16 protein-coding genes and 1 riboswitch are annotated in these 14,893 nt (G+C 73.2%); of the genes, 9 read left to right on the forward strand and 7 right to left on the reverse strand.

The annotated features are described in order from the left end of the window. The first annotated feature begins 139 nt into the window (after positions 1-139). Positions 140-847 (forward strand): signal peptidase I, encoded by a 708-nt coding sequence (gene lepB, locus ACRB68_RS18675; RefSeq protein WP_153533838.1) that lies wholly within the window; start codon positions 140-142, stop codon positions 845-847. A gap of 124 nt (positions 848-971) precedes the next feature. On the opposite strand, the gene ACRB68_RS18680 is transcribed toward lepB, so the two are convergent. From ACRB68_RS18680 to ACRB68_RS18695, 4 genes are all read right to left on the reverse strand, one after another. Then, a complete protein-coding gene (locus ACRB68_RS18680; protein WP_153533840.1) occupies positions 972-1,748 on the reverse strand; it encodes a group II truncated hemoglobin in 777 nt (258 codons plus the stop codon). Between the two features lie 114 nt (positions 1,749-1,862). Beyond that, positions 1,863-2,381: a copper resistance CopC family protein gene (locus tag ACRB68_RS18685; protein WP_328594399.1), complete on the reverse strand. Its 519-nt coding sequence runs from the start codon at positions 2,379-2,381 to the stop codon at positions 1,863-1,865. Then, positions 2,378-3,067: a YcnI family copper-binding membrane protein gene (locus ACRB68_RS18690; protein WP_153533841.1), complete on the reverse strand. Its 690-nt coding sequence runs from the start codon at positions 3,065-3,067 to the stop codon at positions 2,378-2,380. The genes ACRB68_RS18685 and ACRB68_RS18690 overlap by 4 nt, the downstream gene beginning before the upstream one ends. A 70-nt stretch (positions 3,068-3,137) precedes the next feature. Continuing rightward, on the reverse strand, positions 3,138-3,716 hold the full coding sequence (locus ACRB68_RS18695) for a hypothetical protein (RefSeq protein WP_153533843.1): 579 nt from the start codon (positions 3,714-3,716) through the stop codon (positions 3,138-3,140). 102 nt (positions 3,717-3,818) lie between these two features. Then, positions 3,819-4,019: riboswitch (cobalamin riboswitch) on the forward strand. A gap of 94 nt (positions 4,020-4,113) precedes the next feature. Here ACRB68_RS18695 and ACRB68_RS18700 point away from each other — a divergent pair. The 3 genes from ACRB68_RS18700 (at position 4,114) to ACRB68_RS40215 (ending at position 7,740) form a co-directional block, all read left to right on the forward strand. Next, a complete protein-coding gene (locus ACRB68_RS18700; RefSeq protein WP_328594400.1) occupies positions 4,114-6,468 on the forward strand; it encodes a ribonucleoside-diphosphate reductase subunit alpha in 2,355 nt (784 codons plus the stop codon). A gap of 32 nt (positions 6,469-6,500) precedes the next feature. Beyond that, on the forward strand, positions 6,501-7,496 hold the full coding sequence (locus tag ACRB68_RS18705; RefSeq protein WP_153533845.1) for a ribonucleotide-diphosphate reductase subunit beta: 996 nt from the start codon (positions 6,501-6,503) through the stop codon (positions 7,494-7,496). Between the two features lie 85 nt (positions 7,497-7,581). Beyond that, positions 7,582-7,740 (forward strand): hypothetical protein, encoded by a 159-nt coding sequence (locus ACRB68_RS40215; protein WP_194293361.1) that lies wholly within the window; start codon positions 7,582-7,584, stop codon positions 7,738-7,740. Positions 7,741-7,744: 4 nt separating this feature from the next. Here ACRB68_RS40215 and ACRB68_RS18710 read toward each other — a convergent pair whose 3' ends face one another. After that, positions 7,745-8,485 carry an AfsR/SARP family transcriptional regulator gene (locus ACRB68_RS18710; RefSeq protein WP_153533847.1) on the reverse strand — a complete coding sequence of 247 codons (741 nt, stop codon included), beginning with the start codon at positions 8,483-8,485 and terminating at the stop codon, positions 7,745-7,747. 455 nt (positions 8,486-8,940) lie between these two features. Between ACRB68_RS18710 and ACRB68_RS18715 the strand changes: the two genes are divergently transcribed. From ACRB68_RS18715 to ACRB68_RS18735, 5 genes are all read left to right on the forward strand, one after another. Further along, complete coding sequence (locus tag ACRB68_RS18715; protein WP_153533848.1) at positions 8,941-9,432, forward strand: hypothetical protein; 492 nt, start codon at positions 8,941-8,943, stop codon at positions 9,430-9,432. Positions 9,433-9,650: 218 nt separating this feature from the next. Then, positions 9,651-9,959 carry a hypothetical protein gene (locus ACRB68_RS18720; protein WP_153533850.1) on the forward strand — a complete coding sequence of 103 codons (309 nt, stop codon included), beginning with the start codon at positions 9,651-9,653 and terminating at the stop codon, positions 9,957-9,959. Between the two features lie 148 nt (positions 9,960-10,107). Beyond that, positions 10,108-12,054 carry a sensor histidine kinase gene (locus ACRB68_RS18725; RefSeq protein ID WP_153533852.1) on the forward strand — a complete coding sequence of 649 codons (1,947 nt, stop codon included), beginning with the start codon at positions 10,108-10,110 and terminating at the stop codon, positions 12,052-12,054. Next, entirely contained in the window at positions 12,051-12,719 is a 669-nt protein-coding gene (locus ACRB68_RS18730; protein ID WP_328594401.1) for a response regulator transcription factor, read from the forward strand. Before ACRB68_RS18725 ends, ACRB68_RS18730 begins: the two co-directional genes overlap by 4 nt. Before the next feature lie 105 nt (positions 12,720-12,824). After that, a complete protein-coding gene (locus tag ACRB68_RS18735) occupies positions 12,825-13,136 on the forward strand; it encodes a hypothetical protein (RefSeq protein WP_153533854.1) in 312 nt (103 codons plus the stop codon). Positions 13,137-13,201: 65 nt separating this feature from the next. Here ACRB68_RS18735 and ACRB68_RS18740 read toward each other — a convergent pair whose 3' ends face one another. Beyond that, entirely contained in the window at positions 13,202-13,915 is a 714-nt protein-coding gene (locus tag ACRB68_RS18740; protein WP_153533856.1) for an AfsR/SARP family transcriptional regulator, read from the reverse strand. A gap of 128 nt (positions 13,916-14,043) precedes the next feature. Next, positions 14,044-14,883, reverse strand: coding sequence for a patatin-like phospholipase family protein (locus ACRB68_RS18745; protein WP_153533858.1), 840 nt, complete (start codon positions 14,881-14,883; stop codon positions 14,044-14,046). Between the last annotated feature and the right edge of the window lie 10 nt (positions 14,884-14,893).

A 14,893-nucleotide genomic window follows, 5' to 3' on the forward strand; every position in this document is an offset into this window, starting at 1 on the left:
GACGCCCCGAAGACGCGCCGCTATGCCGGGCGAGAGTTGCATGTGGCTTCTTAATCGGGGAACCGGGGCCGATACTGGGTGCGTTCTGCCTGGGGGGACGGCCCCCGGCGACGCTGGACTCGGTCTCGAAGGGACATCAATGACGAGTGAGGACCGGGAGGTCGTGACGGCGGACGAGCCGGACGCGCCGGAGGAGAGACCGGAGAAGAAGAAGCGGCCGTTCTGGCAGGAACTCCCCATCCTGATCGTGGTCGCGCTGCTCCTGGCGATGCTGATCAAGGCGTTCGCGGTGCAGGCGTTCTACATTCCGTCGGGATCGATGGAGAACACGCTCCAGGTCGGTGACCGGGTCCTCGTCAACAAGATCGTCTACCGGACGCGCGACATCCGCCGCGGCGACATCGTGGTCTTCCGGGGCACCGGCTCGTGGAAGGGCGAGGCGCCGCCGCCCGACGGCGGCGCCGTCTCCACGGCGCTGCGCACCGTCGGCGGCTGGTTCGGTGTCGCCAACGGCGAGAAGGACTACATCAAGCGCGTCATCGGCGTCCCGGGCGACCACGTCCAGTGCGCGGGCGGCGGCGCGCCGGTCCTGGTCAACGGCCGCCCGCTGGACGAGCGCTCCTACCTGCACGAGGGGAACGCGCCCTCGGCCGACAAGTTCGACGTCACCGTCCCGGCGGGACGGCTGTGGGTGATGGGCGACCACCGCAACGACTCGGCCGACTCGCGCTTCCACCGCGAGGACCCCGACGGCGGGACGATCCCGATGAAGAACGTGGTCGGCCGTGCCTTCGTGGTCGTCTGGCCGTTCGGCGACGCCAAGACGCTGGCGAACCCCAAGACCTGAGCCGCGACCTGAACGATCACACGAGTGCGCCACCGACCCGGCGGGGCGATGCCGGAGGCGAGCCCCGCCGGGTCGATCGCGAGGCGATGCGCGCTCGCCCGGGCACGGTCAGGGAGGCGGGCCGCTAGGCGGGCTTCCCCGGGCCGGGGTTGTAAGGCGGAGCGACGCCCCAGCCCCAGTGGGGCATGGGGGCGTCGAGCGGGGGGTGCGCGTCCGGCTGGGAGTTGCCGAGCGCGAGGCGCGTGCCCCACTCGATGTAGCCGGCGAACGCCGCGCGGAACTCGGGGTCGTCCGGCAGCCCGACCTTGTCGGCGGCGTCCATCAGCAGGTTCACCCAGCGGCGGCGCTGCGGCTCGGCGATGGCCTTGCCGAGGTGCTGGCGGACCATGTGGTGGTAGCCGCCGCGCTCGGCGCTGTAGCGGGACGGGCCGCCGAACACCTCGGCGAGCCACAGCGCGACGTAGTGCGGGTGGCCCTGGTCCATGTGGGCGAACAGCGGGCCGATCAGGTCGTCCTTGACGACCTCGGCGTAGAACGCCTCGGTGAGGCGCTCGAACGCCTCGGCCCCGCCCGCCCAGTCGTACAGCGTCGGGACGGACGCACCGGCGCCGTGCACGGAGGTGCGCTCGTAGTGGCGCATCTCCTCGATCTGGTCCACGTACGGCTTGATGGCCGCGAAGAACGCGCCGAAGTGCTCGCCGCCGCGGAAGCCCCGCAGGTGGTCCTCGGCCGAGGTCCAGCCGATGCGCAGGATGTACCGCTGCGGTTCCTCGGCGCAGCGCGTCAGCTCGTAGTCGACGCACTGCGGGGCGGCTGCCAGGGAGCGGGCGGCCTCGGCGTAGGCGGCCTCGAAGGCGGCCGGGTCGCCGGTGACGTGGTAGCGGACGTATTCAACGATCATGTGTTCCCCGCCTTGGGACGATGGCGAGTAATCAATGTAACGCTGTAATCATCCGTCGGTGATCATTTCGCCGGATCCGGTCCGCCGGGACGCGCCCGGCGGACCGGAACCGGGCTACGCGGCCCGGGAGCGGCGCGCCAGGGCCGCACCGCCCGCGACGAGCGCGACGGCCCCGGCGGCCAGGCCGACCCACAGCCAGCGCGCCGCCCCGCCCGAGGACGCCTTCGCCGCCGGGCCCGTGGACGGCGCGGGCGCGGGCGCGGCGGCGGCCGTCGTCGAGTCCTTCACCGTGAACCGGAACGTTCCGCTGACCGGGTGCCCGTCCACGGAGACGACGCGCCATCCCACGCGGTAGGTGCCGTTCGGCAGCGTGCCGTTCACCGCCTGGGTGACCTTGGCGTCCACCGCCCGCGCGGCGCCCGCCTCGTGCCGGCCGCCGTCGCCGTCGGTCAGCACGACCTGCGGCACCATGACCGGGTCGGCGAAGGTGAGGGTGATCGCGGACGGCGCGGCGACCGTCGCGCCCGCCGCCGGGTCCGACGACCGCAGCGTGGTGTGCGCCTGCGCCGGGGCGGGCGGCAGCGCGAGCGCGGCCGTCCCGGCGAGCGCCAGCGCGGCGAGCCCGCGCCTCACGACCGGCTCCGCGCGCGGGCCAGGCCGAGGCCGCCGGCCGCGATGCCGATCACGCCGGCGCCGAGGCCGAGGCCGCCGAGCAGCCGGGCGGTGCCGTCGTCGGCCTCGGCGGGCTTGACGGCGGTGGCGGTGAGCGCGGCCGGCCTGGCGTCCGCGGCGCCCTTCGGCGTCAGCTTCAGCACCGGCGCCGGGTGCTCGGGCTCGTTCGCGCCGTCACCGGGGTCCTGGTCCCACTTGACGACCTCGCCGCCCGAATAGGTCTGCTCGGCCGTGAACACCAGCCGGTCGGCGTCCTCGGGGAGCGGGCCCATGGAGACGTCGAACTCCTGAAACTGCCCGGCGTCGATCCGCCCGCCGGACCAGGTGATGCGCGAGACGGCCTCGGTGAGCTCGCCGCCCTCGACCTTCACGGGCGTCTTGAGCTTGGCCTTCTCCACCTTCACCGTCCAGCCGGGCACCGGCCGCACCGACACGAACGCGACGGGGTGGTCGGCCGGCAGGCCCACCTGGACCTTGGTGGTGCCGGCGTCGGCGCGCTCGTTCGGGACGCGGAAGGACACCTTGGTGAAACCGCCCTTCTCGGCCGTCCCGGGGTTGACGGTGACGTGCGCGAGGGCGGCGGGCGCGAGGCCGATGACGAGCGCGGCGGTCAGCGCGGCGAGAGCGGCGGGCTTGCGTGCGTGCATGAGAGGTTCTCCGTTCGAGGCGTACCGGAAGACCGGAGCGCCGAAGGCGGCGTCCGGTGACGTACGGCGCTCAGGCGAGCGCCCTCGAACGGATCGGGGGACCCCGTCGCACGACCTGGTGCCGCAGCGCCCGCCACCTCGGGCGAGGCGAGGACGCCACCGGTACCGACGGGATACGCGGCGCGGGCGCGGGAGGTTCGACGGAGAGCAGCAGCCGCAGCGGCCGGGCGGCCAGCCGGCGGGCGAGCGCCCACGCGGCCCGTTCACCGCGCCGCAGCCACCAGGCCGACAGCACGGCCGCGGCGACGTGCGCGAGCGTCATCGCCGTACTGGAGGAGTGGTGCGCGGCGGGCATCGCCGCCGGGTGGTGCTCCAGCAGGCCGGGCGGCGCGCTCGCGCTCGTGTACAGGCTGTGCAGCGCGAACTGGCCGCCGAGCAGGCCGCCGAGGATGGTGGCGAGCGAGCGCTCGTGCCCGGAGAGGGCCGCCGCGACCGCCAGCGTCCCGCCGAACCCGGTGAGCACCGCCCAGGGCGGCACCGCGTCCGGCGACACCAGGGCGTGCCCGAGGGTGGCCAGCACGACGCACACGGTGGCGAAGACCACCGCGCGGCAGGCACGGGACAGCGGAGCCGGGGGCTGCGGGGACATGGCCGCTCCATCGTCCCACCTTCCCGGCGCGGACTCCAACCGGGGCGACCCCCGTGACACGCCCTACATCTTGGGGATGCGCGATATCGATCAACTAGATGTAGGGTCTTGCCTCGTGCTGGTCCGCCTCGCGAGGGGCGGCGCGAGAGGGAACCCGGTGCGAGTCCGGGACTGCCCCGCAGCGGTGAGTGGGAACGACCGCCGTCATACGCACTGGACCCCGCAGGGGGCTGGGAAGCGACGGCCAGTAGGACGAGCAGGACGCCCACGAGTCCGAAGACCTGCCCGCACGACGGTACGTCCAGGCCTCGCGGGAGGGCCGGGGGCGGTGCGCGGCGTGCCCGCGCCCCCTTCGCGCGCCCTCCGGCGGGGCGAGCTCGCGAGGGGATTTGAGCACGTGACACAGGAACTGATCGCGCCGCCCGCCACGGCGCCGGGGTTCGCCGCCGAGGTCGAGCGGGCCTGCGCCGGGCTGCCCGGCGCCGACCCGGCCCGGGTGCTGGCCGCCGTCCGCGCCGGGGGCGCCGTGGACGACGCCGCGCTGCGCGAGCTGGCCGCCGGCGAGGCCGCCGCGCTCGTCGCCACCGAGCCGGTCTACTCCAAGGTCGCCGCGCGGCTGCTGAACGCGCAGATCGCCGACGAGGCCGCCGCCGAGGGTGTGCGGACGTTCGCGCAGTCGGTCGCCGCCTCGCACGCGGCGGGCCTGCTGGCCGACGCGCCCGCCGCGTTCGCCGCCGCCAACGCCGAGGCGCTGAACGCCCTCGTCGACGACGCCGCCGACGACCGGTTCGAGTACTTCGGGCTGCGCACCGTCTACGACCGGTACCTGCTGCGCCACCCCGAGACCCGCCGCGTCCTGGAGCGCCCGCAGTACTTCTTGATGCGCGTGGCGGTCGGGCTGTCATATCCCGGCGAAGCCGGGCCGGGGGTCGTCGGGGGTCGTCCCCCGTCGGGAGACGCCGCCGCCGTGGAGGACGTCGCCGAGCTGTACGGGCTGCTGTCCACCCTGTCCTACCTGCCGAGCTCGCCGACGCTGTTCAACTCCGCCGCGCGCCGCCCGCAGCTGTCGTCGTGCTTCCTGCTCGACTCGCCGCGCGACGAGCTGGAGTCGATCTACGAGCGGTACGCGCAGGTCGCCCGGCTCAGCAAGTACGCCGGCGGCATCGGCGTCTCCTGGACCAAGATCCGCTCGCGCGGGTCGCTGATCCGCGGCACCAACGGGCACTCCAACGGCATCGTGCCGTGGCTGCGCACGCTGGACTCCTCGGTCGCCGCCGTCAACCAGGGCGGCCGCCGCAAGGGCGCCGCGTGCGTGTACCTGGAGCCCTGGCACGCCGACGTCGAGGAGTTCCTGGAGCTGCGCGACAACACCGGCGAGGAGGCGCGCCGCACCCACAACCTCAACCTCGCCAACTGGATCCCCGACGAGTTCATGCGCCGCGTCGAGGCCGACGCGGACTGGTCGCTGTTCGACCCCAAGGAGGTGCCCGAGCTCGCCGACCTGTGGGGCGAGGAGTTCGAGGCCGCCTACCGCGCCGCCGAGGCCGCCGGCCGGTACGTCCGGCAGATCCCGGCGCGCCGCCTGTACGGGCGGATGATGCGGACGCTCGCCGAGACCGGCAACGGCTGGATGACGTTCAAGGACGCCGCCAACCGCGCCTGCAACCAGACCGCCGAGCCGGGCAACACCGTCCACCTGTCGAACCTGTGCACCGAGATCCTGGAGGTGACCAGCGACGGCGAGACCGCCGTGTGCAACCTCGGGTCGGTCAACCTCGGCGCGCACGTCGGCGCGGACGGCATGGACTGGGCGCGGCTGCGCGGCACCGTCCGCACCGCCGTCCGGTTCCTGGACCGCACCATCGACCGCGGCTTCTACCCGACGCCTGAGGCGGAAGGTGCGAACAAGAAGTGGCGCCCGGTCGGTCTTGGCACGATGGGCCTGGCCGACGTGTTCTTCAAGCTGCGCCTGCCGTTCGACTCCGACGAAGCGCGCGCGCTGTCCACCCGGATCGCCGAGGAGGTCGCGCTCGCCGCCTACCAGGCGTCCGCCGACCTGGCCGAAGAGCTCGGCACGCTGCCCGCCTACAGCAAGACGCGCACGGCCCGGGGCCAGCTGCACATCGACCACTTCCCGAACGCCGAGCCCGTCCTCACCGACGAGTGGGACGCGCTGCGCGCGCGCGTGGCGAAGGTCGGGCTGCGCAACTCGCTGCTCGTCGCGATCGCGCCGACCGCCACGATCGCGTCCATCGCCGGCTGCTACGAGTGCATCGAGCCGCAGGTGTCCAACCTGTTCAAGCGCGAGACGCTGTCGGGCGAGTTCCTGCAGATCAACAACTACCTCGTCGCGGACCTGAAGGCCCTCGGCCTGTGGACGCCCGCCGTCCGCGAGGCCGTCAAGCGCGCCAACGGCTCGGTGCAGGGCATCACCGACCTGCCCGCCGAGCTGCGCGCGCTCTACCGCACCGCGTGGGAGCTGCCGCAGAAGGCGCTGATCGACATGGCCGCGGGGCGCACCCCCTACATCGACCAGTCGCACTCGCTGAACCTGTTCATGGAGACGCCGACGATCGGCAAGCTCTCGTCGATGTACGCCTACGCGTGGCGCAGCGGCCTGAAGACCACCTACTACCTGCGCTCGCGCCCGGCCACCCGGATCGCGCAGACGACCATCACGCAGTCGGTCCCGGACCCGGACGCCGTCGCGTGCTCCCTGGAGAACCCCGAAGCCTGCGAGGCCTGCCAGTGAACGAGCGGAGCGAGCGAACCGGAGAACACAGCATGCTGCTCGACCCGGGCATGGACCTGACCTTGCGTCCCATGCGCTACCCCGACTTCTACGAGCGCTACCGCGCCGCGATCCGCAACACCTGGACGGTGGAGGAGGTCGACCTGGCCTCCGACCTGGCCGACCTGGCCCGCCTCACCCCGGCGGAGCTGCACCTGGTCAACCGGCTCGTCGCGTTCTTCGCCACCGGCGACTCGATCGTGGCGAACAACCTGGTGCTGAACCTGTACAAGCACGTCAACGCGCCCGAGGCGCGGCTGTACCTGTCGCGGCAGCTGTTCGAGGAGGCCGTGCACGTCCAGTTCTACCTGACGCTGCTGGACACCTACCTGCCCGACCACGACGAGCGCGTCAAGGCGTTCGCTGCGGTCGAGCACATCCCCTCGATCCGCGCGAAGGCCGGGTTCTGCTTCAAGTGGATCGGCTCGATCGACAAGCTGGACGAGCTGACGACCGCCGCCGACCGGCGCGCGTTCCTGCTCAACCTGATCTGCTTCGCCGCGTGCATCGAGGGCCTGTTCTTCTACGGCGCGTTCGCCTACGTCTACTGGCTGCGCTCGCGCGGCCTGCTGAACGGCCTCGCGTCCGGAACCAACTGGGTCTTCCGGGACGAGTCCATGCACATGGAGTTCGCCTTCGCGGTCGTGGACACCGTCCGCGCCGAGGAGCCGGCCCTGTTCGACGCCGACCTCACCCGGCAGGTCACCGCGATGATGGAGGAGGCCGTCGCGGCCGAGCTGGCGTTCGCCCGCGACCTGTGCGGCGACGGCCTGCCCGGCATGTCCGCCGACGACATGCGCGGCTACCTGGAGTACGTCGCCGACCAGCGGCTCGCCCGCCTCGGCCTGCCCGTCCGCTACGGCGCCGCGAACCCGTTCGCGTTCATGGAGCTGCAGGACGTCCAGGAGCTGTCGAACTTCTTCGAGCGGCGCGTGTCGGCGTACCAGATCGGCGTCGAGGGCACGGTCGCGTTCGACGAGGCGTTCTGACTTCTCGCCGTCACGTGAGGTGAGGAAGCTCCGAAGCGGGGTACGGGGCGGATCACGAAGCCGCCCCGTACCCCTGGAGGAGACCATGGCCTCGATCGTCGACCGCATCAAACGGTACGCCCGCAGCCCGCAGGGCCAGCGCGCCCGCGCCCGCGCGACGGCGGCCGCCCGCGACCCCCGCAACCAGGCCAAGGCCCGCGCCCTGCTGGCCCGCGTCAAGGGCAAGAGCGGCCGCCGCCACTGACCGGTCAGGAGACCAGGGACCGTTCCGCCAGGTGCTTGAACAGGCCTTGGAAGTCCGCGCTGGGTTCCAGGCCGATCTCGTCGCGCAGGAGCCGCTGATAGCGGAGGTAGACGCGCCAGGCGCTCACCTGGTCGCCGCGCGCCAGGTGGGCCGCGGCCATGAGCCGGTGCGCCGTCTCGCCGAGCTCGTCGACACGCGTGGCGACCTCGAGGAGCTCCAAGGCGCCCGGCACGTTCCCCGAGGCGTGCAGGTGCTCGGCGATCCGCTCCATCGCGTGCAGGCGCAGCCGGTCCCAGCGGTCCTGCGCGGCGTGCACCGCCTCGCACGGCCAGTCGGAGAGCAGCTCCCGCGTCAGTGGCTCCGGATCCGGGGGGTCCATCCCGGCGAACATCCCGTTGACCGCCCGCTGCGCGATGTGCTCGGCCTCGCGGATGTCCACCGTGACGTTCGCGGCGAGCGCGACATGCGTCGGGGACACCTCCAGGACGCGGCCGCCCGTCTCCCGGCGTATCCGCCATAACGCCTGCCGCAGCCGCTTGGCCGCTTCACGGAGCGGCAGGCCGGGCCACAGCCTTCCCTGGAGAGACGCCCTGCTGAGCCCGCCCGGCTCCAGTGCCACCGTGACGATCAGGCTGCACAGCGCCTGCGGGAACCGGACCTGGGCGGCCCCCACCCGGCAGCGGAAGGACGGGAGGAATTCGAGCCGGACGTTGTCGGACCCGACGTTTCCTGTATCACCATGCATGCCCAGTAGATGCGCGAGACCCCCCGATTGCTGCTCGCCACGACGAGAATTCCGCGGAATCTTCGAGCGTCCGGTCCGCCGCCCCGCCGGTATCCCGGCCGGCCTGCCACAACGCCGATGATCACAGATCCGGGATCGTCCCGGCCTGGTGCGGGCGGCCTCGTCTCCACCCCAGGATCGACCCGTGCCCCCTTGGAGGATCTAGCCGGTCCTGTTCTGCGGCAGGACGCGGGGAGCCCGGCCGCCGGGGTTCACTTGTCCCATGTCCACCGGAAATACTCGGGGCGATTTTTTTGCCCGTCCCAGCTGGGGTGCAGACGCACCGGGGTCGATGGTGAGTCGCTGCGAAGACACATGCGGGACCGTGCGGAGACGCGCCCCCGTTGAGGTGATTCCCGTAGCCCAGAGCGGGCTTCGGCGGGCGGTGGCCCGCCGGCGGGAAAGGAAGTCCCCCCATGAACAAGCAGCGCCTCGTGCAGCGCGCCGCGGGCATCGGATTGGCGGCGACGCTGGGCCTGGGAATTGCGGGCCCGGCCGCGTCGGCCGAGACCGCGGCTCCGCGGAACGTTCCGTCGGCCGCCCAGATCGCCTTGGTGCAGCAGGCCCTCGCCGCGCCCAGCGCGCCCACCGCGACGACCGGCACGACGACCGGCACGACGACCGGCACGACGAAGGCCGACACCGCCCGGTCCGAGGCCGCGCTCCGCGCGGAGGTGGCCAAGCGCGGCTGGAAGTGGTCGGTCGTCAAGAAGGCCTGGAACTTCCTCAAGAAGAGGCTCTCCAAGAAGCAGATCTCCAGGCTGAAGAACGCCGCCAGGAAGGGCAAGGCGGCGTTCAAGCGGGAGTGGAGCAAGCTGCCCTGGTTCGTCCGGTGGAGCATCAGGGTGATGCTCTTCTTCGCGGACCCGTCCGATGTGCTGATCTGGATCTTCACGCACTGGGTGTAGCGTCCCGCCCGGTTCGGTGATGCCGGGCGGCCGATATGCGATCGGCCGCCCGGCGGTCCGTCCGGTAGACCGGGGGATTTCTCGGTGGCTTCATGTGATCTTGCGTGTTCGGCGTGGGGGCGAGGCTGCGTTTTCCGGGGCGGCGCAGGGAGTGCTGAAGGTTTTCGTGTGTGCGCTGTCGATGACCGATCGAATGAGAATGAAAGGCGGGAGAACCGATGGTGTCCAATGACCTGGCAGGGGGCGATGTGGAGCGCGCGGAAGGCGAGAGCGAGCCGAGAACGCTGGTATGGGCCTGGGGGCTGGTGGTCGCTGGGAACTTCATCATGCGGCATTTCGACGACGGCCGGCCCGGCTGGATCGGCCTGGCCATCGGATTCGCCGGGGTGGCGGCGATGCCGTATTCCATGATCACGGGGATGAGGAGCACGGCCGGTACGGCGTCCCGGGTGGCGATCGTCCTCTTCCATGTCGCCGCCGTCGTCTCCTTCCTCTACTTCGCCCTCACCGCGACCTTCTGGAAATGACCGAAGGGGAGGCATGCCGCCCGCAGCAAGCGATCTTGCGGCGTGCCCGCCGTCGCACCTGATGCCCGTGCCCGGCTGACCGCCGGTCGGCCTTGCCCGCAATTCAAGGAAGCTCCCATGGAGGGCGACATGCCCTAGGGTCGCTCGTGTGCGGGCGTGGCGGGACTGCGGGCGATGGCCGAGCGCCGCCGATCTGGGTGTGCCGCTCCTGCTCGCGGCCGTGCAGCTGTCCGCCGCATGGCTGCCGGCCGGCCGGAGCGGCGAACCGCTCGGCCCGGCCCGCTGGACGGCCTTCGCGCTCGCGGTCGTGCTGGGCACGGGCGCGCTGCTGTGGCGGCGGGTCTCCCCGGTGCCGGTGCTGGTGCTGGTCCTGCTGGCCGACGCCGCCGCCGTCATGGCGGCCGGTGCCACGAACGCGCCCGTCGGCGGGATGGCCGACGGTGTCGCGCTGTACTCGCTGGCGGTGCACCGGGGCCGTGGCCAGGCGGTCGCCGGCTGCCTGGCCGGGTTCGCCGTGGCGTTCGCCTCGTACCTGCCGCATGCGCTCGGGCCGGGCGACCTGCTGGCCAACGAGGTGCTGGACGCCGTCTACTACGTGGCCGTCATCGCGTTCGGGCAGCTCCGGCGACAGCGCAAGGCTCTGCGGCGCGACCTGAAAGCCCGGCTCGGGCGGATCGAGCAGGAGCATCATGCCGCCGCCGAGGCCGAGCGCGAACGCCTGGCCCGCGACCTGCACGACGTCGCCGGCCACCATCTCAGCGCTGTGGTGGTGCACACCGCCGCCGCCGCCCGCCGCGGCGACCCCGACCTGGTCCACCAGGCCCTCACCGTCGCCGCCGAGACCGGCCGTGAGGTGCTGCGCTCGCTGAGCCGGCTGGTGGACGTGGTGAGCCCGCACGCCGAAGGCGGTGGACTGAAGGAGCTGCTCCCGCAGCTCTGCCACGGGCTGGACCGGCTGGGCGTCCCGGTGGCGCTGGAAGTCGAGGGACGGGCGCGGAAGCTGCCCGGCGAGGTGACCACGACGGTGTACCGGATCGTCCAAGAGTCCCTCACGAACGTCATGCGTTACGCGCCGGGCGCCTCGGTGCGGGTGACCATCCGCTACGTTCCTGGCGCGGTGGAGCTGGCCGTCGTGAACCGGGTCCCCGCCGGGGGCGGTACCGTTCCGGCGCTCGGCAGCGGGCGGGGCGTCCCGGGCATGCGAGACCGGGCGGCCCGGCTCGGCGGCTCCCTTGACGTCGGCCCAGACCCGGAAGGCGGCTGGTCGGTGACAGCCTGCCTCCCGACGACGGCCGCGTCCGAGTACGGCGCGGGCTGGCCGGAGCTCCTGGACGCTGTGACGATCGCCTTCTGCACACTGCTGCCGACCGTCGTCTTCCTCCCCCCGGACCCGCTGAGGCCGGGATGGTCCGCCGCCGGGGCGGCGCTGATGGCGGTGGTGCTGATTGTGCGGACCGTCCCGCTGTGGTGGCGGCGACGCGCCCCGTACGCCGCGCTGCTCGTGCTCACCGCGACGGACCTGACCCTGGTCGTCGTGGGAGGGCTGTGGTGGCCGGAACTCCTCGAACTGCTCGTGTTCGGCTGCGCGGCGCAGCTGGTCGCGGTCTACTCACAGGCTTGCTATCGGCGCGGCGATCGGCGGACCTGGCCCGCGGCGTTCGTTGCCCCGCTGCCATGGGGCGTTGCCGTCGGCGGGGCGCTGGCCGCCGATCCGGAGATCGCGACGGGCGGCGCGACGCCCGCCGCGTTCGCGTTCGGATTCACAGTCGCCTACCTGGCCACTGCACCCGTCGTGCTTGCGGTGTGGGCCTGGGGTTCGGTGGTCGCGCTCCGCAGCCGCCGTTGGGAGACCACCGCACTGGACGCCGTGACCGCCCGCACGGGCGCGGTCGTGCACGCTGAGCGGACCCGCGTCGCGGCAGGGCTGAGCGGTACCGTCCTGGAACGCACGGCCCGGTTGGTGCGTACCGCCGAGGCGGGCCTCACCGGTACGGGCGGCACAGCGCGGACGGCCGTCGTCGCGGTCGCTGATGAGGCGCGGGCCGCGCTGGCCGACATGCGCGGGCTGCTGGAGTCGCTGGAGGAGAAGGCGTGAGCATCCGGGTCTTGGTGGTGGACGACCAGGCCGTCGTCCGCGTGGGATTCACCGCGATCATCGACGGCGAGCAGGACATGGAGGTCGTCGGCCAGGCCGCGGACGGCGCTGAGGCGCTGCGCGCCGTGGCCGGGCAGCGGCCCGACGTGGTGCTGATGGACATCCGGATGAACGGCATGGACGGTCTGACGGCCGCGCGTGAGCTGGTCTCCATGCGCTCTCCTGCGCGGGTGCTGGTGCTCACGACCTTCCACCGCGACGAGTACGTCTTCGGCGCGCTGCGCGCGGGCGCGTCGGGGTTCCTGCTCAAGGACTGCGACCCGCAGGAGCTGGTGGACGCGATCCGCACGGTGGCCGCCGGCGAGGCGCTGCTCGCGCCCGCGGTGACCCGCCGCCTCATCGACGCCTTCGCCACCGGCACCGTCGCCTCGCCCGTCGCGGACGAGCGCCTGGACCTGCTCACCCACCGTGAGCGCGACGTCCTGGTCCAGGTGGCGCGCGGCCTCAGCAACACCGAGGTCGGCGCGGCCCTCGGTATCGGCACCGCCACCGTGAAGACCCACGTCAACGCGATCCTCGGCAAGCTCGGCCTGCGCGACCGGGTCCAGGCCACGATCTTCGCCTACGACGCCGGGCTGGTCCGTCCCGGCGAGCGGCCGGACTGACCGGTCGTCTCCACCCCAGGGTGGACCCGCGGTCTGCCGGGCGATCGACGGCGGCCGGTCCTGGCGCAGGAAGCGCCGGCCGCCGCGCCGCGGTTTCCTTGGAGCATGGCCCAAGAGAAGAAGCGGACCGGTGTGGGGGCGGCGGCCGGCGAAGAGCCGGTGGACCAAGAGGACGAGGAGGCCGGCGGGTTCGACGGGGAATGGATCCTGCCCGCCGTTCTCCTCCTGGTGGCGAAGGGCGTCCGGGCCTTCGGCGACGAGGGCGTGTGGAACTGGCTGGCCGTGGGCCTCGGCGTGCTCGCGGCGATCGTGACCGTCGGCGTGTTCGTGTCGGCCGTGCGGCGCCGGGCGTACGAAACGCTCATCATCGCCGTGGTGGGCGTGATGATCGCGGGCGTCATCACCTACGCCCGCTAGACCTCTTCATCTGACGGCGCGGGGCGCCCCGCCGCTGGGGGCGCTCCGCCCGTGCCCGGGCCGGTTCACCCGCGGACGAGGTCGCGGAAGGCACGGCTCGGTGCCATGCCGAGGGAGCGGCGCACCCTCGCCTCGTAGGCCAGGTACACGCGGCGCGCCGCGACCGTGTCGCCGAGCGCGGCATGGGCCGAGCACATGAGCTGATGCGGCCTCTCCGCCAGCCCGTCGACCTCCGCCGCGGCCAGGCCGATCTCCAGGGCGTCGCGCGCGTCGCCCGCCTCCAGCGCCGCCGCCGCCACGGTCTCCAGTGCCAGCAGCCGCTGCCGGTCCCACCGGTCGCGCTCCCGCCGCACCGGCTCGTCGGTGACGTCGCGCAGCAGTTCGGTGCCCAGCAGCCCGAGGGCGGCCGGGCCCACCTCCTGCGGGCGCGCCCGGCCCAGCACGATCACCGCGTGGACGACCGCCTGCGCCGTCCGGTAGTCGACCGTGACGCCGCCCGCCAGGCCGATGCGGTCGCCGTCCACCGCGACCAGGGTGTCCCCGGTCCTGGTACGGATCCGCCAGAGCAGCCGGCTCAGCCGCCGGCTCGCCGTGACCGGTTCCGCGTCGGGCCAGAAGCCGGTCTCGACGGCTCTGCGCGTCAGGGGGGCGCTGTCGAGCGCGAGCCGGGCGACCAGCCGGCGGGCCGCTCCGGAGAGCGCGTCCGGGCCTTCGGGGAGGGCGCAGGAGAATTCGGGAAGCAACCGGACGACCGGCTCCCTGGATGCGGCTACCGGCATGACGACCTCCGACATCGACGTTTCCGTGCGGACCGCGGCGGTCCGCGCAGCCGGCGGGCCGTGGCACGAATCCCAGCAGCGTCACGTCTCGGCGGTCTCTCCGGGGCGTCGCCGTGCCGTCTCCGGGGTCAGCCGTTCCAGACCTTGAGCACCTCGGGGGCGGCGGCGCCGGCCTGGGCGCGGCCCGCGTCGAAGGCGGCGCGCCAGAGGCGCGGGCTGAGCAGGTCGAACCCGAACAGGTCGATCGCGGCCTGGTCGGGGCCGACCACGGCCACCTCGGCCGGGGCGAGGCCGCGCACCTCGCGCTCCAGCACCGGGCGCGGCGTCAGGTAGGCCAGCGGCTCCAGGATGACGACCCGCTCCGCGCCGTCCGCGAGGTCGGCGTTGGTCGCCGACCGCGCGCCGCCGTCCATGTAGGCGCGCCCGCCGATCTCCACCGGCGGGAAGACGCACGGCACCGCGCAGCTGGACATGACGGCCTGCGCCAGCGGCGCGCCGGAGTCGCGGTCCCACACCACGAACTCGCCGTCGGCGGTGTCCACGGCGGTGACCCGCAGCGGCCGCTCCGGCCACTCGGCCGACGGCAGCGCCGCGCCGATCTCGGCCAGCCGGCCCGCCATCGCCCCGGTGGGCGCCGCCAGCGCCATCGCGCCGACCCGGCGGCGCGCCTCGCGGGGGTCGAGCGACTCGTCGAACAGCACCGCGAACGCGTTCAGCAGGTCGGTCATGTCCACGTCGGCGGCGGCGGGCGGGAGCGCCTCGTCCCGCGCGGCGACCTCCTCGATGGCCGCCGCCATGTCCACGCCGTGCGCGATGAAGGCGGCCACCACCGAGCCCGCCGAGGTGCCGACGAGCAGGTCGGCGCCGGTGAGGTCGGCGCCCGCGTCCCGCAGGCCCGCGATCAGCCCGGCCTCCCACGCGATCCCGGCGACCCCGCCGCCGCCGAGCACCAGTGCGCGTCCGCCCATGCCGTCCACC

Origin of the sequence: Actinomadura macrotermitis, from assembly GCF_009604375.1 — a bacterium.
Taxonomy (GTDB): domain Bacteria; phylum Actinomycetota; class Actinomycetes; order Streptosporangiales; family Streptosporangiaceae; genus Spirillospora; species Spirillospora macrotermitis.

What these genes read in the sequence shown, in the direction of transcription:
- ACRB68_RS18695 (WP_153533843.1), bottom strand. Translation starts at nt 3,716, where the DNA reads ATGTCCCCGCAGCCCCCGGCTCCGCTGTCCCGTGCCTGCCGCGCGGTG.
- ACRB68_RS18705 (WP_153533845.1), top strand. Translation starts at nt 6,501, where the DNA reads ATGCTGCTCGACCCGGGCATGGACCTGACCTTGCGTCCCATGCGCTAC.
- ACRB68_RS18680 (WP_153533840.1), bottom strand. Translation starts at nt 1,748, where the DNA reads ATGATCGTTGAATACGTCCGCTACCACGTCACCGGCGACCCGGCCGCC.
- ACRB68_RS18740 (WP_153533856.1), bottom strand. Translation starts at nt 13,915, where the DNA reads ATGCCGGTAGCCGCATCCAGGGAGCCGGTCGTCCGGTTGCTTCCCGAA.
- ACRB68_RS40215 (WP_194293361.1), top strand. Translation starts at nt 7,582, where the DNA reads ATGGCCTCGATCGTCGACCGCATCAAACGGTACGCCCGCAGCCCGCAG.
- ACRB68_RS18745 (WP_153533858.1), bottom strand. Translation starts at nt 14,883, where the DNA reads ATGGGCGGACGCGCACTGGTGCTCGGCGGCGGCGGGGTCGCCGGGATC.
- ACRB68_RS18690 (WP_153533841.1), bottom strand. Translation starts at nt 3,067, where the DNA reads ATGCACGCACGCAAGCCCGCCGCTCTCGCCGCGCTGACCGCCGCGCTC.
- ACRB68_RS18710 (WP_153533847.1), bottom strand. Translation starts at nt 8,485, where the DNA reads ATGCATGGTGATACAGGAAACGTCGGGTCCGACAACGTCCGGCTCGAA.
- ACRB68_RS18735 (WP_153533854.1), top strand. Translation starts at nt 12,825, where the DNA reads ATGGCCCAAGAGAAGAAGCGGACCGGTGTGGGGGCGGCGGCCGGCGAA.
- ACRB68_RS18720 (WP_153533850.1), top strand. Translation starts at nt 9,651, where the DNA reads ATGGTGTCCAATGACCTGGCAGGGGGCGATGTGGAGCGCGCGGAAGGC.
- ACRB68_RS18715 (WP_153533848.1), top strand. Translation starts at nt 8,941, where the DNA reads ATGAACAAGCAGCGCCTCGTGCAGCGCGCCGCGGGCATCGGATTGGCG.
- lepB (WP_153533838.1), top strand. Translation starts at nt 140, where the DNA reads ATGACGAGTGAGGACCGGGAGGTCGTGACGGCGGACGAGCCGGACGCG.